19 protein-coding genes are annotated in these 19378 nt (G+C 56.7%); 7 read left to right on the top strand and 12 right to left on the bottom strand.

Annotation, left to right across the window (positions count from 1 at the left end):
• Positions 1–35 precede the first annotated feature (35 nt).
• The 5 genes from ABUK73_RS09595 (at position 36) to ABUK73_RS09575 (ending at position 6359) form a co-directional block, all read left to right on the top strand.
• Entirely contained in the window at positions 36–983 is a 948-nt protein-coding gene (locus tag ABUK73_RS09595) for an ABC transporter permease (protein ID WP_353577080.1), read from the top strand.
• Positions 980–1849: an ABC transporter permease gene (locus tag ABUK73_RS09590; protein ID WP_353577079.1), complete on the top strand. Its 870-nt coding sequence runs from the start codon at positions 980–982 to the stop codon at positions 1847–1849. Before ABUK73_RS09595 ends, ABUK73_RS09590 begins: the two co-directional genes overlap by 4 nt.
• 25 nt (positions 1850–1874) lie before the next feature.
• Complete coding sequence (locus ABUK73_RS09585) at positions 1875–3659, top strand: gamma-glutamyltransferase family protein (RefSeq protein WP_353577078.1); 1785 nt, start codon at positions 1875–1877, stop codon at positions 3657–3659.
• 2 nt (positions 3660–3661) lie between these two features.
• Positions 3662–5488: an ABC transporter ATP-binding protein gene (locus ABUK73_RS09580; RefSeq protein WP_353577077.1), complete on the top strand. Its 1827-nt coding sequence runs from the start codon at positions 3662–3664 to the stop codon at positions 5486–5488.
• A gap of 241 nt (positions 5489–5729) precedes the next feature.
• Complete coding sequence (locus ABUK73_RS09575; protein ID WP_353577076.1) at positions 5730–6359, top strand: outer membrane protein; 630 nt, start codon at positions 5730–5732, stop codon at positions 6357–6359.
• A 33-nt stretch (positions 6360–6392) separates the two neighbouring features.
• On the opposite strand, the gene ABUK73_RS09570 is transcribed toward ABUK73_RS09575, so the two are convergent.
• The 6 genes from ABUK73_RS09570 to ABUK73_RS09545 form a co-directional block, all read right to left on the bottom strand.
• Positions 6393–7184 (bottom strand): ABC transporter permease, encoded by a 792-nt coding sequence (locus ABUK73_RS09570; RefSeq protein ID WP_353577075.1) that lies wholly within the window; start codon positions 7182–7184, stop codon positions 6393–6395.
• Positions 7185–7187: 3 nt separating this feature from the next.
• Complete coding sequence (locus tag ABUK73_RS09565) at positions 7188–8366, bottom strand: ABC transporter permease (protein ID WP_353577074.1); 1179 nt, start codon at positions 8364–8366, stop codon at positions 7188–7190.
• Positions 8363–9442, bottom strand: coding sequence for an ABC transporter ATP-binding protein (locus tag ABUK73_RS09560; RefSeq protein WP_454892356.1), 1080 nt, complete (start codon positions 9440–9442; stop codon positions 8363–8365). The genes ABUK73_RS09565 and ABUK73_RS09560 overlap by 4 nt, the downstream gene beginning before the upstream one ends.
• 95 nt (positions 9443–9537) lie before the next feature.
• The gene (locus ABUK73_RS09555; protein WP_454892350.1) at positions 9538–10590 is read right to left on the bottom strand and encodes an ABC transporter substrate-binding protein; all 1053 of its coding nucleotides are present in this window, start codon (positions 10588–10590) and stop codon (positions 9538–9540) included.
• A 194-nt stretch (positions 10591–10784) separates the two neighbouring features.
• Positions 10785–11525: an SDR family NAD(P)-dependent oxidoreductase gene (locus tag ABUK73_RS09550; RefSeq protein ID WP_162727685.1), complete on the bottom strand. Its 741-nt coding sequence runs from the start codon at positions 11523–11525 to the stop codon at positions 10785–10787.
• Between the two features lie 73 nt (positions 11526–11598).
• Complete coding sequence (locus ABUK73_RS09545) at positions 11599–12279, bottom strand: GntR family transcriptional regulator (RefSeq protein ID WP_353577072.1); 681 nt, start codon at positions 12277–12279, stop codon at positions 11599–11601.
• Positions 12280–12461: 182 nt separating this feature from the next.
• Between ABUK73_RS09545 and ABUK73_RS09540 the strand changes: the two genes are divergently transcribed.
• Together ABUK73_RS09540 and ABUK73_RS09535 are read left to right on the top strand one after the other, a co-directional pair.
• A complete protein-coding gene (locus tag ABUK73_RS09540) occupies positions 12462–13511 on the top strand; it encodes a phosphotransferase (RefSeq protein ID WP_353577071.1) in 1050 nt (349 codons plus the stop codon).
• A 3-nt stretch (positions 13512–13514) separates the two neighbouring features.
• Positions 13515–14825, top strand: a complete 1311-nt coding sequence (locus tag ABUK73_RS09535; protein ID WP_353577070.1) for an aspartate aminotransferase family protein — start codon at positions 13515–13517, stop codon at positions 14823–14825.
• Between the two features lie 23 nt (positions 14826–14848).
• On the opposite strand, the gene ABUK73_RS09530 is transcribed toward ABUK73_RS09535, so the two are convergent.
• The 6 genes from ABUK73_RS09530 to ABUK73_RS09505 all read right to left on the bottom strand — a co-directional run bounded on the left by ABUK73_RS09530 (position 14849) and on the right by ABUK73_RS09505 (position 19229).
• Positions 14849–15490, bottom strand: coding sequence for an amino acid ABC transporter permease (locus ABUK73_RS09530; protein ID WP_113086582.1), 642 nt, complete (start codon positions 15488–15490; stop codon positions 14849–14851).
• Positions 15491–15499: 9 nt separating this feature from the next.
• A complete protein-coding gene (locus tag ABUK73_RS09525) occupies positions 15500–16168 on the bottom strand; it encodes an amino acid ABC transporter permease (RefSeq protein WP_353577069.1) in 669 nt (222 codons plus the stop codon).
• Positions 16165–16641 carry a type II 3-dehydroquinate dehydratase gene (locus tag ABUK73_RS09520; RefSeq protein WP_353577068.1) on the bottom strand — a complete coding sequence of 159 codons (477 nt, stop codon included), beginning with the start codon at positions 16639–16641 and terminating at the stop codon, positions 16165–16167. Before ABUK73_RS09520 ends, ABUK73_RS09525 begins: the two co-directional genes overlap by 4 nt.
• A 105-nt stretch (positions 16642–16746) precedes the next feature.
• Complete coding sequence (locus tag ABUK73_RS09515; protein ID WP_353577067.1) at positions 16747–17577, bottom strand: transporter substrate-binding domain-containing protein; 831 nt, start codon at positions 17575–17577, stop codon at positions 16747–16749.
• Positions 17578–17855: 278 nt separating this feature from the next.
• Complete coding sequence (locus ABUK73_RS09510) at positions 17856–18530, bottom strand: GntR family transcriptional regulator (RefSeq protein ID WP_353577066.1); 675 nt, start codon at positions 18528–18530, stop codon at positions 17856–17858.
• Positions 18531–18560: 30 nt separating this feature from the next.
• Entirely contained in the window at positions 18561–19229 is a 669-nt protein-coding gene (locus ABUK73_RS09505; protein WP_353577065.1) for a GntR family transcriptional regulator, read from the bottom strand.
• Between the last annotated feature and the right edge of the window lie 149 nt (positions 19230–19378).

Raw genomic sequence — 19378 nt, 5'->3', positions numbered from 1 at the left:
TCCCGACACGGCCTGCGCGCCACAAGGATCATCCCATGCACATATACATCGGCAAGCGGCTTCTGGTGGCCATTCCGACGCTGCTCATCATCTCCATTTTCGTGTTTTCTCTGCAAAAACTGCTTCCCGGAGACCCTATTCTCGCCATGGCGGGTGAGGAGCGCGACCCTGTTGTTATCGAGCTTTTACGGGAGAGATACCGGATGAATGATCCTTTCATCTACCAGTATTTCTATTGGCTCGGCTCCGTGTTGCAGGGTGATTTCGGAATTTCGCTCAGAACTAACCAACCGGTTCTTGAACTGATCGGCCAGAAGCTTCCTGTCACGATCCAGCTTGCGCTCATGTCGATGTTTTTTGCGCTCATTATCGGCGTACCGATTGGTATTCTGGCCGCGGTCAAGCAGAACACATGGATCGACTATGTCTCCAACATCGTCGCGCTGTCAGGACTTTCGATCCCGAACTTCTGGCTGGGCATTATGCTTATTCTCCTGGTTTCGGTGCAGCTGGGATGGCTGCCCGCATCGGGCTACGAGTCGATTTTCGTTGATCCCGTACGGTCGATCCAGACCATGATCATGCCGTCCTTCGTTCTGGGAAACGCCCTGGCGGCAACGTTGATGAGGCACACACGCTCGGCCATGCTGTCCGTCATGAAGTCGGATTACATCCGCACGGCGCGCGCAAAGGGTCTCTCCAACTGGCAGGTCATTTTCAGCCATTCTTTCCGCAATGCGCTTTTGCCCATCATCACGCTTGCCGCGCTGTTGTTTGGCGAACTGCTGGCCGGTGCCGTGTTGACCGAACAAATCTTCACCATTCCGGGCTTCGGCAAACTCATCGTCGATGCCGTCTTCACGCGTGATTACGCCGTCGTCCAGGGCGTCGTTCTGTGCACCGCTGTCGGCTTCATTCTCATGAACCTGCTGGCCGATGTCGTCACCGTGTTGCTCAACCCCCGTATGAGGACTGCGATATGAGCGCCGCCATAGAGACAGGTCCAGTCGCCCAAAAGTCCGAGAGCCGCGCCTGGAAAAAAATGAAGCGCAACAAAAGCGCCATAGCCGGGCTGATCATCATAACATTCTTCGCGCTGCTGGCTGTCGTCGCACCGCTTTTGCCGCTGGCTGATCCCTATGCCACAAGCTGGAGTGCAATCCGCAAGGCACCGTCGCTCGCGCACTGGATGGGCACGGATGATATCGGGCGAGACATTCTCTCGCGCATGATCTGGGGTGCACAGGCTTCGCTCATGGCGGGCGTGATTTCCGTTGCCATCGCGGTTGCGGCGGGTGTGCCGCTGGGGCTTGTATCGGGCTATTTCGGCGGCTGGATCGATCAGGTCATTTCGCGCATCACGGAAGCCTTTCTGGCAATGCCCTTCCTGATCATGGCGATTGCGCTTGCCGCATTTCTGGGCCCAAGCCTTAGCAATGCAATGATTGCGATTGGTCTTTCCGCCATGCCGATCTTCATCAGGTTGACGCGTGCTCAGGTTCTGGCGGTGAAAACCGAAGATTACATCGAGGGCGCGCGTTCGATTGGTCTCGGCCACCACGACATCATGCTGCGTTACATTCTGCCCAACATCATACCGCCGATCATCGTGCAGGCAACGTTGACGGTGGCCACTGCCATCATCGCAGAAGCCAGCCTTTCGTTTCTGGGCCTTGGCCAGCAGGCTCCGGCGGCGAGCTGGGGATCGATGTTGAACGTGGCCAAGAACTACCTTTCACAAGCGCCATGGATGGCCATGTGGCCGGGCGCCGCAATCTTCCTCGTGGTTATCGGCTTCAACCTCCTGGGCGATGGCCTGCGCGATGCGCTCGACCCACGCGAACACTGACATTTACGGACCGAAGGACATAGACATGACTGCATTCACAACCCGCCCCGAAATCCTCGGTACGTTCGGCGTCGTGACCTCCACGCACTGGATCGCCTCTTCCGTTGGCATGAGCATGCTCGAAAAAGGCGGCAATGCTTTCGACGCTGCTGTCGCCACCGGCTTTGTTCTGCAAGTGCTCGAGCCGCATCTGAATGGTCCGGGTGGCGATATGCCCGCGGTGATCTACTCCAAGAAAAAGGACAAGGTGGAGGTTATCTGCGCGCAGGGCCCTGCACCTGCCGGTGCGACCATCGAACATTATAAAAGCGAAGGCATCGACATCATTCCAGGCGACGGCTTGCTGTCGACCGTCATTCCCGGTGCCTTCGATGGCTGGATGCTGATGCTGCGTGATTACGGCACCATGACCGTGCGAGAGGTGCTGGAGCCAGCTATCCACTATCTGGAAAACGGCCACCCCATGTTGCCGCGTGTCTCGGCCTCTATCGCTGGCTTGGCAGACTTCTTCGAAAAGGAATGGCCGACGTCTTATGAAACATGGGTGCCGGGCGGTTCCGTGCCGCAGCCATTTTCCAACTTCAAGAACCCGGTTCTAGCGGAGACGTGGAAGCGGATCGTAAAAGAGGCAGAGGCGACGAGCGACCGTGAGGCCGGGATAGAGGCGGCACGCGATGCCTTCTATCGCGGCTTCGTCGCCGAAAAGATCGCCGACTATCTGAAAGACGCCGAAGTCATGGATGCGAGCGGCGCGCGCCATAAGGGTGTGCTGACCGCCGACGATATGGCCAATTGGCACGCGACGATAGAAGCGCCAACGACCTATGATTATCATGGCTGGACGATTGCCAAGACCGGACCATGGGGGCAGGGGCCTGTTCTGCTGCAATCCCTGGCGCTTCTCAAGGGCATCGATATCGCAAAAATGGACCCCGCCGGTCCGGACTTTGTGCATACGGTGGTGGAAGCCATGAAGCTCGCCTATGCCGACCGCGAAGTCTATTACGGCGATCCGGAATTCGCGCAGGTTCCGGTCGAAACCTTGCTGTCCGATGGCTATAATGACGAACGTCGTAAACTGATAACGCAGCAGGCTTCGATGGACTTGAGGCCGGGCCTCATTCCCGGTTTCGATAATCAGCGGAACCTGACACTTTCCATGCTCAACTCCATGCAAGGCACCGGCGCGGTTTATGAGCCGACGATGTCGCATCTCACCGAAAAGCGGGGCGATACCGTCCATATCGACGTCATCGACCGCGAAGGAAACATGGTGTCGGTCACACCGTCTGGTGGCTGGCTGCAAAGCTCACCCATCGTGCCGGGCCTTGGTTTCTGCCTCAATTCGCGCGCGCAGATGTTCTGGCTCCAGCCGGGGTTGCCGACCTCACTTGCGCCGGGCAAGCGCCCGCGCACGACATTGACGCCCTCTCTTGCCCTGTTTGAGGGTCGCCCGACGCTTGCCTTCGGCACGCCTGGTGGAGATCAGCAGGATCAGTGGCAGCTTTCCTTCTTCCTGCGCTACGCGCATTTCGGCCTCAACCTTCAGGAAGCCATCGACCTGCCGCTGTTCCACACGTCGCACTTCCCCGGCTCCTTCTATCCACGGACAAGACAGCCCGGCAATGTGATGATCGAGACAAGTATCGGGCAGGGTGTTCTGGATGAGTTGAAGCAGCGTGGGCACGATATTACGCCTGCTGATCCATGGACAGTCGGCCGTTTGACGGCGGCTCGACGTGACGCGGATGGTCTGTTGCGGGCCGCAGCGACACCACGCCTGATGCAAGCCTATGCAGTGGGGCGATGAGCATGGCCGCAAACAGTGAGCGCAATGAAGAGCCAGTTCTTCGCGTCCGGAATCTGACCACGTCTTTCCGGATCGATGATGAATGGAAAAGCGTCGTTCGAGATTTGTCATTTGAGGTGAAGGCAGGAGAAACGGTCGCCATTGTCGGCGAGAGTGGGTCTGGAAAAAGCGTGACCTCCCTGTCCCTCATGCGCTTGTTGGACCCTAAGAACAGCCGGATCGAAGGCAGTGTCGAGTTGAACGGCAAGGACATCCTGTCGCTTTCCGAACACGACATGCGCCATGTGCGTGGCAACGACGTCGCTATGATCTTTCAGGAGCCGATGACGTCGCTCAACCCCGTCTTCACGATTGGGCGGCAGATTTCCGAGGTTCTCGTTCGTCACAAGGGGCTGGACAAAGCGCAGGCGAGAGCCGAGACGATCCGTCTGCTCGAGAAGGTTCGTATTCCCAATGCGTCCAGCCGCTTTGACGAATACCCCCACCAGTTTTCCGGCGGAATGCGCCAGCGTGTGATGATCGCCATGGCACTTGCATCGCGTCCCAAGCTATTGATTGCGGACGAGCCGACCACGGCGCTCGACGTGACAATCCAGGGCCAGATCCTCGATCTCATCAAGACGCTTCAGGAAGAAGAGGGCATGGCCGTTCTCTTCATTACCCATGATATGGCCGTGGTCGCAGAGATCGCCGACAGAACAATCGTGATGTTTCGGGGTGATCAGGTGGAAACTGGACAAACCGCCGACATCTTCCATCGTGGATCGCACCCCTATACCCGCGCGCTTCTGGCGGCGGTGCCGAAACTCGGCTCCATGGAAGGACATGAGCGGCCACTGCGGTTTCCAAAAGTCGATATGACGACGGGTGCTGTGGGCGACAGCCCTGAGCTTGGCGATACGGTTATGGGTGGAATGACGCCGGTTCTGTCGGTCAAAAATCTCGTCACACGCTTTGCTATTCGGTCGGGAATGTTCGGGCGCGTGACAGGTGCTGTGCATGCTGTGGAGAATATCAGCTTCGATCTGTTTCAGGGCGAAACCCTCTCGCTCGTCGGTGAATCCGGATGCGGTAAATCCACGACTGGTCGGTCCATCACGCGTTTGGTCGAACCACTGTCGGGCGAAGTCTCGCTTGATGGCTACGACGTCTTGCGGCTGGATCCGCAAGGGCTTCGCGCCATGCGGCGCAGCGTGCAAATGATCTTTCAGGACCCGTTTTCCAGCCTCAATCCCCGTATGACGGTTGGCGCTGCCGTGGCGGAACCAATGATCAAGCATCGCACGGCAACATCGTCGCAGGCGCGCAAGAACGCCGCTGATCTTCTGGAGAGGGTTGGGCTCTCACCTGCGATGATGGATCGCTATCCGCACGAGTTTTCAGGCGGCCAGCGGCAACGCGTGGCTATTGCCAGAGCGCTAGCGCTCAACCCCAAGGTCATTGTGGCGGATGAAAGCGTTTCCGCCTTGGACGTTTCGATCAAGGCGCAGGTCTGCAATCTGCTAATGGACCTTCAGGAACAGTTCAAGATCGCTTTCCTCTTCATCAGCCACGACATGGCGGTGGTAGAGCGCGTCAGCCACCGCGTGGCCGTCATGTATCTGGGCGAGATCGTCGAGATCGGCCCCCGCGCGGATATCTTCGCCAACCCGCAACATCCCTATACCAAAAAGCTGATGGCGGCGGTTCCAGTGCCCGATCCGGCCCGGCGTGGAATTCGCCGCAATGCTGGCACGGACGAGCTGAAAAGCCCGGTCAGGCCTGTGGGGTACGAGGCGCCCACGAGGCTTTATACCGAGGTTTCGCCGGGACATCTGGTGCTGAGCTGACCGCGGAACGGCATTTGTAGGGTGCATCGCAAGCCTCAATCACGGTTGGGTTGACCTGATTAACCCATTGTTAATCATACATTTAAGCTTTTAGTCAAATTCGAATGAAATCTCGATTTTGCCTTATCTTCGCATGATTTCCCGCCATAACGGGCGTCAACGAGGTGCCTGTCCGGGGTAGCTCTGCAAATGCCTTAAGCCCTCTCATCGTCAAGTGGGCGGACAATGTATGGAGTATAAAATGTCCTATGGTCTGAAATCCTTCGCCACCGTTTTGCTGGTCTCGTTTGCAGCAGCTCCTGCAATGTCTGCAGATTTGAACTCCTATGAGGCTCCTCCTGCCTACAACGAAGCCCCCGCCTCGACGTCCTGGACGGGTGCTTACGTCGGCGGTCACATTGGCGCGGCGATGCCAAGTGCAAATCCTTTCCGCAGCGGCAAGGGTTTGGCACTGGGTGCGCAGGCGGGTTACGATTATGACCTGGGATCTGCAGTCGTCGGCGGTGAAGTCGAAGCCACGCATCTTGGCGATGCGCAGGTTAAAGTTCCCAATGGTCACCTGAAGGAGCGCTGGCGCGCTGCCGTAAAGGCAAAGGCTGGCGTCAAGCTCGACCAGACGCTTGTTTACGGAACGGCCGGTGTGACAGTCACAAGTCTGCGTGATGGCAATGGAGTCACAGGTCCTGATGGCATGAAGGAAGGCTATCTGCTGGGCGCTGGCGTCGAGCATCGCTTCACGCCGCAAATCTCCGGCAAGGTCGAATATAATTATGTTGCGACCGGTGACGTGCGCACCTTTGCCAATGGTTCCGCATCCCACACAGACCTGAGCGACAATGTCGTCAAGGGTGGCGTGAACTATCGTTTCTAATGTCTGAAATGTAGTGGCAGCGTAACGCTGCCACTACGCCCGACCAAGCCTTTTCGCCAGCATCAGCCGAGACATGACGACGATCACGCCGACAATGACCGTGACGGCGATAAACAGGAAAGCGGCGGCAGCAATTGCGGGGCTGATATTTTCCCGGATGCTGGAAAACATCTGCCGTGCAAGCGTTCTCTGATTGGGACCTGCCACGAAAAGTGTCAGCACCACCTCATCAAGCGAGGTTGCAAAAGCCAGAACGGCCCCCGATAGAACCCCCGGCATGGCAAGCGGCAAAGTCACGCGTCGAAATACCGTAATTGGAGAAGCACCAAGGCTCTCTGCGGCAAGCTCTACGCGCTTGTCGATGCCGTTCAAGGCACCGGTAACGCTCACAACAACGAAAGGAACGGCGACGACGGTGTGTGCGATGATCACGCCCAGATAACTGTTCGTCAGGCCAAACCGCGCAAGCAGCACCTGCATGCCGACGCCGAGGACAACGGCTGGAACGACCATCGGCAGAAGAAACAGCGTTCTCATCGTTCCACGAAAGAAGATGAGCCGGTTGCGCAAACCGAGTGATGCTGTTGTGCCCAACACTGTTGCGAGCAGGGTCGTACCGGTGCCGATGATCAGGCTATTGACGATGGCGCGCCGCCAGGCATCCGCCGTGAACAGCTCTTCGAACCAACGCAGCGACCAGGATGGTATCGGATAGGTGAGGATGACGCTCGACGTGAAGGCGAGCGGCAGGATGGCAATGAGCGGTGCCACAAGGAACAGCATGGCCAGTGCCGCGAAGGTGAATTTGGTGAGTTTCATCGGCATGGCTCAATACCTTTCCGATTCTTCGGCAGAAAGCCGCGCATAGACACTGTAGAGAAGCAATGTCGCGATGAGCAGCACGACGCCCAGTGCTCCCGCCATGCCCCAATTTGCCGAGCCGATGGCATAAAAGGCGATGATCGAGGAGATCATCTGATCGCCCGGCCCGCCGATTAGCGCAGGCGTGATGTAATAGCCGATGGCTGAAATGAAGACGAGCAGACTGCCCGAAGCAACACCGCGCAGGCTGAGCGGCAGAAGCACGCGCAGAAAGGCACGCAGCGGATGAGCGCCAAGAGATGCTGCTGCTGGCATAAGGTTTTTCGGTATGGTGATCAGCACGGAATAGATCGGTAGCACCATGAACGGCAAAAGCACATGGGTCATGGCGATGATGACGCCTGTGCGGTTGAAGATCAGTGGCAGCGGCCCATCGATCAGGTCGATTGCCTGCAAAGCATCGTTGATCAGCCCTTTTTCCTGCAACAGAATGAACCAGGCCGCCGTGCGCACGAGAAGTGAGGTCCAGAGCGGCAGCAATACGGCTCCCAGCATAAGGTCTCGTTTCCAGCCGGTCAGTGATGCGGCAATGATCGCGTAGGGGAAGCCGATACAGGCACAGGCGAAGGTGACGAGAGCTGCAATCCAGAAGGTGCGCACGAGAATGACGCGGTTGACCGATTGATCGGCGGGCAGGTGTTCGATTTCGCCTGAAGCGTTACGACCGAGATCGACGGCAGCCAGCAGATTGCGGTCGGTCAGCGGCGAGAGCGCATCGGCGATGGCCAGCCAGAAATCGGGCTTTTCCCAGCGCTTGTCTATGGAAACGAGATCGGCTGGCGGGTTTGCGGGCTCTCCGAGCGCGCTGGTGGTTTTGGACATCAGCGTGCGGAAACCAGAGCGCGCGCTGTTGAGACGACGCACCATATCACCCAATGCCTGATCGTCATTGACGGCCTTCAAGTCATCCATCAACGCCGTTTGCATGGCAGCGGTCGGTGGGGATATGCGGTCCCATTCCGGCAGCACTTCGGCGCTACGTGGCAACAGGCGCAGCACTGCCGTATCTGACACCGACTGCGACATCATGCTGAACAGTGGCCAGACGAAAAAGCCGATAACGAAAATCAACAACGGCGCAAGCAACAGCAGCGACCGGCTGGTTCGGGAGGTGATTGCGCTCATGGTGCTATGACCCGGCAATCATCTGCTGAAAAGGCGGCATAGACCTTCGTCCCCGGCTGAAACTCCCGTGACCGACGCCCCAGTTTCGCAATCAGCTGATGCGACGCATTCTGCAACTGCACCCGCAAATGATCACCCTGATAAACGGAGTCTGTTACCTCCGCCTCCAGGCAGTTGCGCGCATCACCACGGACCTCGGTGAGATCGACCCGTTCAGGGCGAATGGAAACATAGACGTTTTGGCCGGAGGAAACATTGGCGGAAACGACGGACACGACTTCAGCGCCGGAGGGTAGTCGCACCACCGCTTGCCCAGCCTGGATCGTTTCAACGACGCCTTCGACCAGATTGGTTTCGCCGATGAACTCCGCGACGAACTTCGTCGCGGGCTCGTCATAGACCTGTCGCGGTGTTCCAATCTGCTCGATCTTGCCCTTGTTGAACACCGCAACCCGGTCAGACATGGTCAGCGCTTCAGACTGGTCATGGGTAACGAAAACGATGGTCAGGCCGAGACGACGATGCAGGTCGCGAATATCGAGCTGCATCTGTTCGCGCAACTGCTTGTCGAGCGCGCCAAGCGGCTCGTCCATGAGAACGACGCGGGGCTCGAAGACCAGCGCACGGGCCAGTGCCACACGCTGCTGCTGGCCACCGGACAGTTGCGAAGGGCGACGGTTTGCGAAGGCTGATAGCTGCACCATGTCTAGCGCACGCGCCACGCGTTGTGCAATCTCCGCTTTGTTCATGCCGCGCATCTGGAGCGGGAAGGCGACATTGTCTCCCACCGACATATGCGGAAACAGCGCGTAGCTTTGAAACACGACGCCCATGTCGCGCTTGTAGGTGGGCACGTTGTTGATGGCTGTACCGTCCAACAGAATATTTCCGGAGGTTGCCTGCTCGAAACCGGCAAGCATCATCAGCAGTGTGGTTTTGCCCGAACCGGAGGGGCCGAGCAGGCTGACGAATTCGCCCTTATCGATGCCGAGATCAAGGTTTTCGACCACGCAGAGCGGGCCATAAAATTTTGTAATATTGTCAAATCGAATGAATTCCGCCACGGAACACTCCATCACTTGAGGCAGGAGGCGGCGCTCCCAAAAATCGGGAGATCGCGTCTGGCAAAAGGAGAAGGGTACCTGCGCGGCACCCTTCTGCGAGGATTGTCTTACTTGGCAAGCCAGGCGTTGAAGCGCTGGGTCAGTGTTTCCGCATTGTCGATCCAGAAATCGACATTCAGCGGAATGGAATCCGTCATGTTTGCCGGATCAGTTGGCAAATCCTTGGCGAATTTCTCTGGTACCTTTGACGCGGCCGCCTTGTTGGGCAGGCCGTAAGCCACGAATTCCGGCAGCTTGGCCTGATTTTCAGGCAGGCTTGCAAAGGCGATGAAGTCCTGCGCGGCATCCTTGTTGGCGGCATCCTTCAATACGACCCAGCTATCCACGGCATAGATGCTGCCCGGAAAGACGACTTTGAAATTCTTGCCTTCAGTGCGGTTGATGCCGGTGATGCGACCGTTATAGGCCGATGTCATCGCGACTTCGCCGGACGCCAGGAATTGCAGTGGCTGCGCGCCAGACTCCCACCAGACGATGTTGGACTTCAGCTCATCGAGCTTCTTGAACGCGCGTGTCACGCCTTCTTCGGTTGCCAGCACGTCGTAAAGCTCGTCTTTCGAAACGCCATCGGCAAGCAATGCGAATTCGAGCGTGTATTTCGGGCCTTTGCGCAGGGACCGCTTTCCGGGGAATTTCTTGACGTCCCAGAAATCTGCCCAGGATGTCGGGCCTGCCTTCAGCTTGTCCGCATCATAGGCAATAGCGGTGGACCATACGATGGCGCCCACGCCGCAGTCATTGACGGCGGAATCGAGGAACTTGTCCTTGCCGCCCATCTTGTCCCAGTTGATCTTTTCATAAAGGCCATCGGCGCAACCGAGCGCCAGTTCTTCAGCCTCTACCTGCACGGCATCCCAGTTGGGAGCGCCAGCCTTGACCTTCGACTGAATGACGCCGATGCCGCCATCCCAGGCTTCGTCGAGAACCGGTTTGCCGGTCTTTTCAGCGAAAGGCTTGAAGTAGATGTTGCGTTGAGCGTCCTGATAATTGCCGCCCCAGGAAACGACGGTCAAATCCCGTGCGAAAACCGGAGAGACGAGGCTTGCGGACAATACGACGGCGACAGCCGTCATGACGCTGGATTTCATAAATTTTTTCATTGTATTCCCCTTTTCTTGGTTATTGCAGGAAACCTGCAGTCCCGTTTTGATGGTGCTTTATGTAAACCGCTCTCACCGTCGCCTTTGGCGTATCGATGTTGCGCAGTCTTTCCGGTTGTTGCGTCCATTTCCCCTTGGATGCCTGCAACCGATAGAGATGTTGCGATGCCTGCCGGTTCGGCAACGACTCGCAATCAGACGTGCTGCCCTCCATTGATGTGGATTTCTGCGCCGTTGATATAGGAGGATGGTTCAGTGCAGAGGAAGTAGATGGTTTCAGCCACTTCCCGCGGGTCTCCCAGCCTTTGCATTGGTACTTCCGCCGCGACCAGCGCATCTGTTCCGGGCGAAAGGATTGAAGTTTCGATCTCTCCGGGAGCAATCGCGTTGGCTCTGACCCCTCGGCGACCAAATTCATGGGCCATTTCTCTCGTCAGTGAGCCGAGCGCTGCCTTGGACGCCGCATAGGCGACACCGGCGAACGGATGGACGCGTGTTCCGGCAATGGAAGTAACATTGACGATGGACCCTTTGGCCGCCTCAAGCTCCGGCATCAGGGCGCGGGCAATAAGGGCTGTGGAGACGACATTGACATTCAGTACTTGCGTCCAGATGTCCGCGTCTGTGCCCATGACGCCAAGGCGGCTTTTTTCCGGGCCTTTGGGTGAAATGCCGGCATTGTTGACCAGCGCATGCAGTCGACCATTGGGCAGGCGTTCGCGCACGGTTTCTGCAAGGCGGTCGATCTGCGTCAAATCCGCGAGGTCCGCCTGAATATGGCTTTCGCGGGCCGATGGCCAGGCGCACTCTTCGGAAAAAGGCTGACGGGAAACGGTGAGAATGCGCCAGCCTTTGGACTGAAAGAGCTTGACGGTTGCGTGTCCGATGCCGCGGCTTGCACCAGTCAATAACATGTAGCGGCGTTCTTCGGTCATGCGAACATTCTCCGTTGATGCTTGATACATCGTAATAGGGGATTTTTGAAATGCAAGCTTTCTGTGGTGAAAACTATGCCTGACGCAGTTGCCGCTCGTCTCCCCGTTCCAGACGTTCAAGAATAGGTCTGCCACCCAGCAGAATATCGTCAACGATGGCCATGGCAGCAGCGGGGGAATCGTGACGTTTCAGCGCCTCGATCACGGGATAATGATGGTCTATCATTTCCCGCCCACCCTGGACATAGGCATCGGAGATATGCGGCCCCATCTGCAGCCAGAGGCGTCTCAAAATACCATTCAACAGCGGAAGCTGGGCGATTTTCGGCAGCATGAAGTGGAAAGCCTGATTGAGTTCGGTGCCGCGCAGTCGGTCGCCGTCAGCAATTGCCTGCTCGTTTTCCCGTACAATACGCTCCAAAACATCGATATCAGCGCTGGTCGCCACCTGTGCTGCGGTTTCCGCTGCCAGTCCTTCGAGCTTGATGCGGATTGCGCGAATTTCCTTGTAGCGGGTCTCGCTCATTCCAGGAATGCGGATGTCACGCGGAGAGCGGAAGATGATGGCTTCATCATTGGCGAGCCGCAATATCGCATCTCGGATAGGGGTCACGCTTGTACCGAACTGTTCGGCAAGGTCGCGAATTTTTAGACGGTCGCCCGGCTGGAATTGCCCCTGAATGAGCGCATCGCACAGCTTGCCGTAAACGGCGCTGTTGAGATTTTCATATTCCAGTGTGGAAAATTCAGGCATTCGCTGGTCCAGATTTCGAATATTATGATATTTGATGCATCTTTTCTTGCGTGATGCAAGCTTCGTTTGCTAATGTTCTCACAGAGTGATCGGGAATGCATCGGGCTTCGGCTGCAAAACATGATTTTTTGGCAGCGAAGGCCTTTGGGAGACGCGGGCTAACAGCGCGCAATGGAGGACGCATGACGGAGCCATCGGCTGCTACCAAGAAACCGGACTCCATGTTGGCCACATGGAATGTGACATCGCTCGGTGAGGCCGAGGTTGCCGTCCAGCGTATTTATGGATTTACCGGCACCGTGAAGCGGCTTTCCAGTGAGCGCGATGAAACCTTTCTCTTTACGCGCGAAGACGCAACGGAGTTCGTTCTCAAAATCGCCAATCCTGCCGAAGACCCCGTTGCACTGGATTTTCAGGATGGCGCGTTGCTGCATCTGGCCTCGGCAGCACCAAATGTTCCCGTGCCGCGACTTATCCTGACAAATGACGGTGAGTGCAGCCACACGCTGGACACTCATGACGGCCCACGGATCATGCGTTTGCTGACATTTCTGCGCGGTGAATTGCAGTACCGTACGCAAAGCTGCGAAGCGCAGAGCCGCAATGTCGGGCGCGCGCTGGCTGAACTGGGTATCGGTCTGGAAGATTACGATGGACGCCCGCCTGTCGGAAAGCTGATGTGGGACATTTCCCACACGCTCGATCTCACAGGGGTCATTGACCATGTCGCGCCGGAGCGTCGCGGGCGAGTGGAAGCGATACTTCGTGAATTCGAGCGCGCCCTGCCTGCTATTCAGGGGCTCGCGCGTCGTCAGATCATCCATAACGACTTTAACCCGCATAACATTCTGCTCAACCCGGCAAAACAGACCGAGGTCGCCGGTATCATCGACTTCGGTGACATGGTGTACGCACCGCTCGTCAACGATCTTGCCGTGGCGCTCTCCTATCATCTGGCAACAGACAACTGGGCTGCGCGAACCGGCGCTTTTCTCGACGGCTATCTCTCGGCGCGCACGCTCGAACCTGATGAACTGGAGCTTCTGCTCGTGCTGACCCGCGCGCGGCTGGCCATGTCGATCATCATTGCGGAATGGCGCTCGGCGCGGGTGCCGGAGAATGCCAGCTACATCATGCGCAACCACGCTTCTGCCTGGCAGGGCATCCTCAACATTTCCGATTTAACACCGGCGCGGCTGAAGACGCTCGTGCCCAACCTTTCCGAGGCTTGAATCATGTCGATGGTAAATGCTTTCTCGCGCGAAGATTTTGACCGGCTGGATGAGACGGAACGTGCGCTCATCGCCCGTCGGGAAAAGGTATTGGGGCCAGCGTATCGCTTGTTTTACGAAAAGCCATTGCACCTGGTGCGTGGTGAGGGTGTGTTTCTCTACGACAGCGCCGGAGAAAAATATCTCGACGCCTATAACAATGTCGCGTCGCTCGGACATTGCCACCCGCGTGTTGTGGAAGCGATCACCAAGCAGACCGCCGTTCTTAACACCCACACACGTTATCTGCATGAAGGCATCGTGGATTATGCCGAAGCTCTGACTGCGACCTTTCCAGACGCGCTTAGCCAGGCCATGTTTACCTGCACAGGCAGCGAAGCTAACGATCTTGCCGTGCGCATTGCCCGCTTCGTCACCGGCGGCACCGGAATCATTGCCACCGAACTTGCCTATCATGGCCTGACGAGTGCGACGGCAGAATTTTCGCCATCGCTCGGTGAATCCGTCACGCTCGGCCCGCATGTTCGCACCATCCCTGCACCAGATAGCTATCGGAACTCACCGGAAGAGGTTATGGAAAAATTTGGTCGTGATGTGCGTGCCGCAATCGCGGACCTGAAACGTCACGGCATTAAGCCAGCCATGCTGATCACCGATACTATCTTCTCGAGCGATGGAATTTTTGCCGGGCCGAAGGGTTTCCTGAAGCCAGCAGTAGATGCAATTCACGAAGCGGGCGGTCTCTTCATAGCCGACGAAGTGCAGCCGGGCTTTGGTCGCACCGGCGAAACCATGTGGGGTTTCGAGCGGCATGGCGTTGCTCCCGATATGGTGACGATCGGCAAGCCAATGGGCAACGGTTACCCCATGGCAGGCATCGTGCTTCGCCCGGAAGTTATTGCTGACTTCGGCCCGCGTGCCAGATACTTCAACACCTTTGGCGGCAATCCGGTAGCGGCTGCCGCAGGCAAGGCCGTGCTGGATACGATCCACATCGAGGGCCTTCAGCAGAACGCGCTTGAAGTTGGGCGCTACCTGATGGATGGTTTGAAAAGCCTCTCTCACCCGGCAATCGGGGATGTCCGCGGCTCGGGCCTGTTCATCGGCGTCGAGATTGTCGGTGACGCTTCAACCAAGCGCCCGGATGCAGCTTTGACGACCCGCATCGTCAACGGTCTGCGCGACCGCCGCATCCTTATCAGCGCCTCCGGCCCCAATGCCAGCATTCTGAAAATCCGGCCACCGCTGGTTTTCTCGCGCGAAAATGCCGATCTTCTGGTGGATACGCTGGGTGAGGTTTTGAAGACGGTCTGATTGGATGCTGCGACAGCGCGAATTCAGCGTGTTGTCGCAGCAAACTTCCGTTCAAGATGGGCACCGAAAATCGTCAGCGGGCAGCACATCACGAAGTACAGTGCGCCGACGATGCTGAATACCGTCAGTGGCTCGAATATCTGGTTGGAGATGATGTTGCCTGCTCGCGTCAGTTCCGTGAAGCCGACGATGGATGCCAACGACGTTCCCTTGATCAGCTGCACCAGAAAACCCACGGTTGCGGGAAGCGAGATGCGGATGGCCTGGGGCAGGACCACATCTTTCGTACGGTGATAATAGCGGAGGCTTAGCGCCTTGGCGGCTTCGATCTGGCCTCTCGGCACGGCCTCGATGGAGCCGCGCCAAATTTCACCCAGATATGCGCTGGCATGGAGCGTGAGGCCAATCGCCACCGCGACCCAGGCATCCAGCCGGAAGCCGATAAGAGCAAGGCCATAATAGACCACGAAAAGCTGCATTAGAAGCGGGGTGCCCTGAAACACAGCGATATAGCCTGAGGTCAGTTTCTCCAGCACAACAATGCCTGATGTTCTGGCCAGTGCAACCAGCAGGCCCGCGATGCAGCCGCAGACAAAGCCGACGGCAGATAGAGCGACCGTCCATTTCAGCCCGATCAGCAGGAAGACAAATTCATCGTAACCCATGACCAGCTCCTACTTGACGGGATAGGCGAAGTAGCGCGCCGAAAAGAATGAAAAGAGGCGCATCATCATCCACGACATCACCAGATAGAGGGCCGTGATGGTGAAATAGATTTCGAAGCTTCGGAAGCTTTCGGATTCGATCCGCTGAGAAACGGAGGTCAGCTCGTAGGCGGAGATTGCCGAGGCGATGCTGGTAGACAGTGTCAGAAGAACGAACTGGCTTGTCAGCGATGGATAGATGGCGCGAAGGGCGGGCTTGAGAATGATCAGCCGGAAAACCTGCGCCTTGTGCAGGCCAAGCGCCAGACCGGCCTCCATCTGCCCCTTCGATATTGACTGGACGCCACCGCGGATGATTTCGATTGCGTAGGCTCCGCCATTGATGCCGAGCGCAATGATGGCGGTGGGTGTCGGGTCGAGACGGACACCGGCGAGCGGCAGCGCAAAATAGATGAAGAAGATTTGCACCAGAAATGGCGTGTTGCGGATCAACTCTACGAAGCCAATGACGAGCCAGCGGACGGCTTTGAACCTGGAGTCGCGTAACGCCACACCGCCAATGCCGATGATGATGGCGAGAACCATGCCGCATAAGGCAAGCGTGAAGGTGCCGAGGCAGGCCGATAGCAGGCTCGGCAAACCGTCGATGACGGGTGTGAAATCCAGCTGGTAATTCATGACGCTTCTCTGGTTCGCTCGGTAGAGGGTGCGGCTTTGGTGACCATGCCAGCCATGGCCTCCACGGCCAGTTCGTAACCCGCCGCTCCAAAGCCGATCATGATGGCCGTGGCGACGCGGGAAATGAGAGAATTGTGGTAGATGCTCTCGCGGGCGTGGACATTGGAAATATGAAGCTCGATCTTCGGCGGATCGAATGTCTTCAGCGCGTCGAGAAGTGCAATTGAGGTGAAGGTGTAACCGGCAGGGTTGATGATGATGCCGCACGCTTCGTTGCGCGCCTGATGGACGCTCTCGACCAATTCGCCTTCGAAATTCGTCTGGCGAAATTCGACATTGAAACCAAGCGTTTGAGCCTTCGCAATGCACCGCTCTTTGATGTCCAGCAGCGTCGTCGTGCCGTAGATAGACGGTTCGCGTTGGCCCAAGAGGTTGAGATTTGGTCCGTTCAAGATGAAAATGGTTTGGCTCATGGTCGTACTCTTGGACTAGCGCCGAGATGATCTCGCAAGCATGAGAAGGGTGCCGGTGGACATCAGGCGATGTCCACCGTTTCTGTCAGCAGGGCCGACCGAAGTTTACTTTGCGGTGAAAGAAATGCCTTCAAGACTCTCGGGGAATTCCGGCACGGGAACCTTCATCCACTTGTCGTAGACCGTCTTCAACTCACCATTTGCCTTGATCTTGTCGATAAAGGTGTTGAGAGCGGCGTTGATTTCCTTTTCTCCAAGACGCGTGCAGGCGCCGTTGTAGAGCTTCTGGAATTCAAGCTTGTTTTCGAACTCACCCGGACGGGCCTTCTCAACCCGGTCCATGTAGAAAATGTTGCCGCCCAGCGCCTGAACCTGGCCAGAGGCCAGAGCCTGAACACTCGCCGCATCACCATCATATCGGCGGATGGTTGCGGTCGAAGGAGCATTCTTCGTTACCTGCGTATCCTGCGCAGCACCCTTTGCAACGGATATCGTCAGGTTCGCCATGTCCTCATTGGTCTTGATCGACATGGATTTGGGGCCAATCAGTACGATGGCATTTGCGACGTAAGGCTTGCTGAACTGTACGGCTTTGGCGCGATCCGGCAGCATGGCCATGGTTGCAAAAAGCAGATCGACGCGGCCACTCGTCAGAGCGGGAATACGGTTGTTCACTTCCAGCGGAACGAATTCCACCGGTACACCCAGTTCCTTTGCGAAAAGCGTGGCGATGTCGGCATCAAGCCCGTCCTGCTTTCCGGCGCTGGTCACAAATCCCCATGGCGGATTGTCGCCCTGGATGCCGACAATGAGTTTGCCCCTGGCCTTGATCTCGTCAGGCGTGATGGCCGCTGCCGGCTGCGCGAGGCCGAGGCCCGCTGATAGGATGGCTGCGCCAAGCATAAGGTGCCGACGCGTCAACTTCGATTTGAACATGTTATTTCCTCCTCCTGTAACGGCGGTCGTAAAACGACCGTGCAGCTATTCCTCACCTTTGACTGCTGGGAGGCATGGTTGCAGAGAGCGAAACATAAATCAACATAGTTTTTTAAAAACATATGATGATAATAATTATAACGACTAAAAATAATTCCTTATGTTTTGCTTTTTGCGGCGTAGCGCTGTGCACAGGCAAACGACGACCGTCACGATGGCGATCGTTTCAGTCCTGATCTGGATTTAAAAGACGTGGGAGTGGCAACCGCGCGGGGCGATTACGGAATAAACCCGCTTTGCAAAACATGATCGACGCCGCTCTTTATGTGCTTGCGTACGATTGCTTTGGCACCCTCGACGTCTTTTTTGAGCGCCGCTTCGAAAAGCAATTTGTGGTCATCGACCACGGCGGGGCCTCTGAACGTTCTTGCCAATAGATGATAGCGCAAAAACCGGTCGAATACTGAGGACAGGGTTGCCATCAACGTTACGGAATTGCAGGCGGAAACGATGGCTTGATGGAATTCCCAATCATATCGCACCCAATCAATCGTGCGTGAGACATCGCCCGTTAGAAGTTTGCGTTCTGCGGCGCTAAGCTTGTGATGAGCGGCGACGATGCGGCCTTCCCATTCAAGGTCGCCCTCCGTAAACGCCAAGCCGATGGCGTGTGTTTCCAAGACAATGCGCAGGTCTGCCAGTTCTTCGAGTTCTTTTCGCGATACGGGACTGACTTCAAAACCGCGCTGACCCTCCGCGACAACGAGATTTTCCATGGCCAGACGGCTCAGAATCTCCCGCAGCGAGGAGATGCTGATTTGATAATGTTCCTTGGCCTGTTCCAGCTTGATCTTGGAACCGGGTGGTAAATGGCCCGAAACGATGTCCTGGCGGATTTGCCGAAAGACGATGTCACCAACGGTCTCGGCTGGGGGCTGGCTGTGTTTCAGCATAAGGTTTCCTGCTCTTTCTCGCAGCGTTTTTCAGCCGAGCTTGCCACACGCCAAGGCGTGTTCCATGCCGCCTTGAATGTGCATCGTCAGGACGTTTTTCGCGGTCTTTTCGTCGCGTGCCAATGCGGCATCCAGTAGTTGCCGGTGTTCTGCGGAAGCGACGTCCCCGCGGTAGGACTGCGTCACCATTTGATAGCGCAGATATTTGTCGAAGACGTTGGAATGGGTTTCCATTAGCAGATTGGAGCCACAGGCAGAGATCAGCGACTGGTGGAATTCCCTGTCATATCGCTTCCAATCCTCTGCACTGTCCTCGTCGTTCGAGGTCGTCACGTCTTCCATGCGCGTCAGTTTGTAATGCGCAGAGACAACCCGTGCTTCCCATTCCGTGTCGCCATCGGCAATGGATTGAGACAGGGCATGGGTTTCCAGCAGCAATCTCAGGGCTGCAATTTCCTGGAGATCGTTTGCCGATACGGGCGCGACCTCGAAACCTCGCTGACCTTCAGCCAACACAAATCCGTCGGCAGAAAGACGGTTTAGTATTTCTCTGAGTGTGCTGATGCTTGTGCCATAAGCGTCTTTGAGATTGTCCAGCTTCAATTTCTGGCCGGGATGTAATCTATCAAAGATGATGTCCGAACGTATCCGTCGATAGCTGCTCTCCGCAACGGTCTCATTCGGCAAAGTTTGGAGCATTCATGCGACTCTCTGAGATTTCGTTTAATGTCAGATATATCGATGATTGGATAACAATCAAGATGATCAGCGCGAACTGAGGCTGGCCTTTGAGCTTGTCGCTTAGTGCGCAGCATAAAGCCGCAGGACGATTATCCTGCGGCTTCTAT

The organism is Agrobacterium vacciniicorymbosi, assembly GCF_040427045.1.
Lineage (GTDB): Bacteria > Pseudomonadota > Alphaproteobacteria > Rhizobiales > Rhizobiaceae > Agrobacterium.
Note: the sequence above shows the minus strand (reverse complement) of the source record. Positions and strands in the feature narration are given on the sequence as shown.

Excerpts from the sequence above, each read along its gene's own strand:
- ABUK73_RS09560 (WP_454892356.1), bottom strand. The coding sequence starts at position 9,442 with ATGGAGTGTTCCGTGGCGGAATTCATTCGATTTGACAATATTACAAAA.
- ABUK73_RS09515 (WP_353577067.1), bottom strand. The coding sequence starts at position 17,577 with ATGTTCAAATCGAAGTTGACGCGTCGGCACCTTATGCTTGGCGCAGCC.
- ABUK73_RS09590 (WP_353577079.1), top strand. The coding sequence starts at position 980 with ATGAGCGCCGCCATAGAGACAGGTCCAGTCGCCCAAAAGTCCGAGAGC.
- ABUK73_RS09575 (WP_353577076.1), top strand. The coding sequence starts at position 5,730 with ATGTCCTATGGTCTGAAATCCTTCGCCACCGTTTTGCTGGTCTCGTTT.
- ABUK73_RS09565 (WP_353577074.1), bottom strand. The coding sequence starts at position 8,366 with ATGAGCGCAATCACCTCCCGAACCAGCCGGTCGCTGCTGTTGCTTGCG.
- ABUK73_RS09505 (WP_353577065.1), bottom strand. The coding sequence starts at position 19,229 with ATGCTCCAAACTTTGCCGAATGAGACCGTTGCGGAGAGCAGCTATCGA.
- ABUK73_RS09550 (WP_162727685.1), bottom strand. The coding sequence starts at position 11,525 with ATGACCGAAGAACGCCGCTACATGTTATTGACTGGTGCAAGCCGCGGC.
- ABUK73_RS09580 (WP_353577077.1), top strand. The coding sequence starts at position 3,662 with ATGGCCGCAAACAGTGAGCGCAATGAAGAGCCAGTTCTTCGCGTCCGG.
- ABUK73_RS09595 (WP_353577080.1), top strand. The coding sequence starts at position 36 with ATGCACATATACATCGGCAAGCGGCTTCTGGTGGCCATTCCGACGCTG.
- ABUK73_RS09555 (WP_454892350.1), bottom strand. The coding sequence starts at position 10,590 with ATGAAAAAATTTATGAAATCCAGCGTCATGACGGCTGTCGCCGTCGTA.
- ABUK73_RS09585 (WP_353577078.1), top strand. The coding sequence starts at position 1,875 with ATGACTGCATTCACAACCCGCCCCGAAATCCTCGGTACGTTCGGCGTC.
- ABUK73_RS09540 (WP_353577071.1), top strand. The coding sequence starts at position 12,462 with ATGACGGAGCCATCGGCTGCTACCAAGAAACCGGACTCCATGTTGGCC.
- ABUK73_RS09535 (WP_353577070.1), top strand. The coding sequence starts at position 13,515 with ATGTCGATGGTAAATGCTTTCTCGCGCGAAGATTTTGACCGGCTGGAT.
- ABUK73_RS09545 (WP_353577072.1), bottom strand. The coding sequence starts at position 12,279 with ATGCCTGAATTTTCCACACTGGAATATGAAAATCTCAACAGCGCCGTT.
- ABUK73_RS09570 (WP_353577075.1), bottom strand. The coding sequence starts at position 7,184 with ATGCCGATGAAACTCACCAAATTCACCTTCGCGGCACTGGCCATGCTG.
- ABUK73_RS09530 (WP_113086582.1), bottom strand. The coding sequence starts at position 15,490 with ATGGGTTACGATGAATTTGTCTTCCTGCTGATCGGGCTGAAATGGACG.
- ABUK73_RS09520 (WP_353577068.1), bottom strand. The coding sequence starts at position 16,641 with ATGAGCCAAACCATTTTCATCTTGAACGGACCAAATCTCAACCTCTTG.
- ABUK73_RS09525 (WP_353577069.1), bottom strand. The coding sequence starts at position 16,168 with ATGAATTACCAGCTGGATTTCACACCCGTCATCGACGGTTTGCCGAGC.
- ABUK73_RS09510 (WP_353577066.1), bottom strand. The coding sequence starts at position 18,530 with ATGCTGAAACACAGCCAGCCCCCAGCCGAGACCGTTGGTGACATCGTC.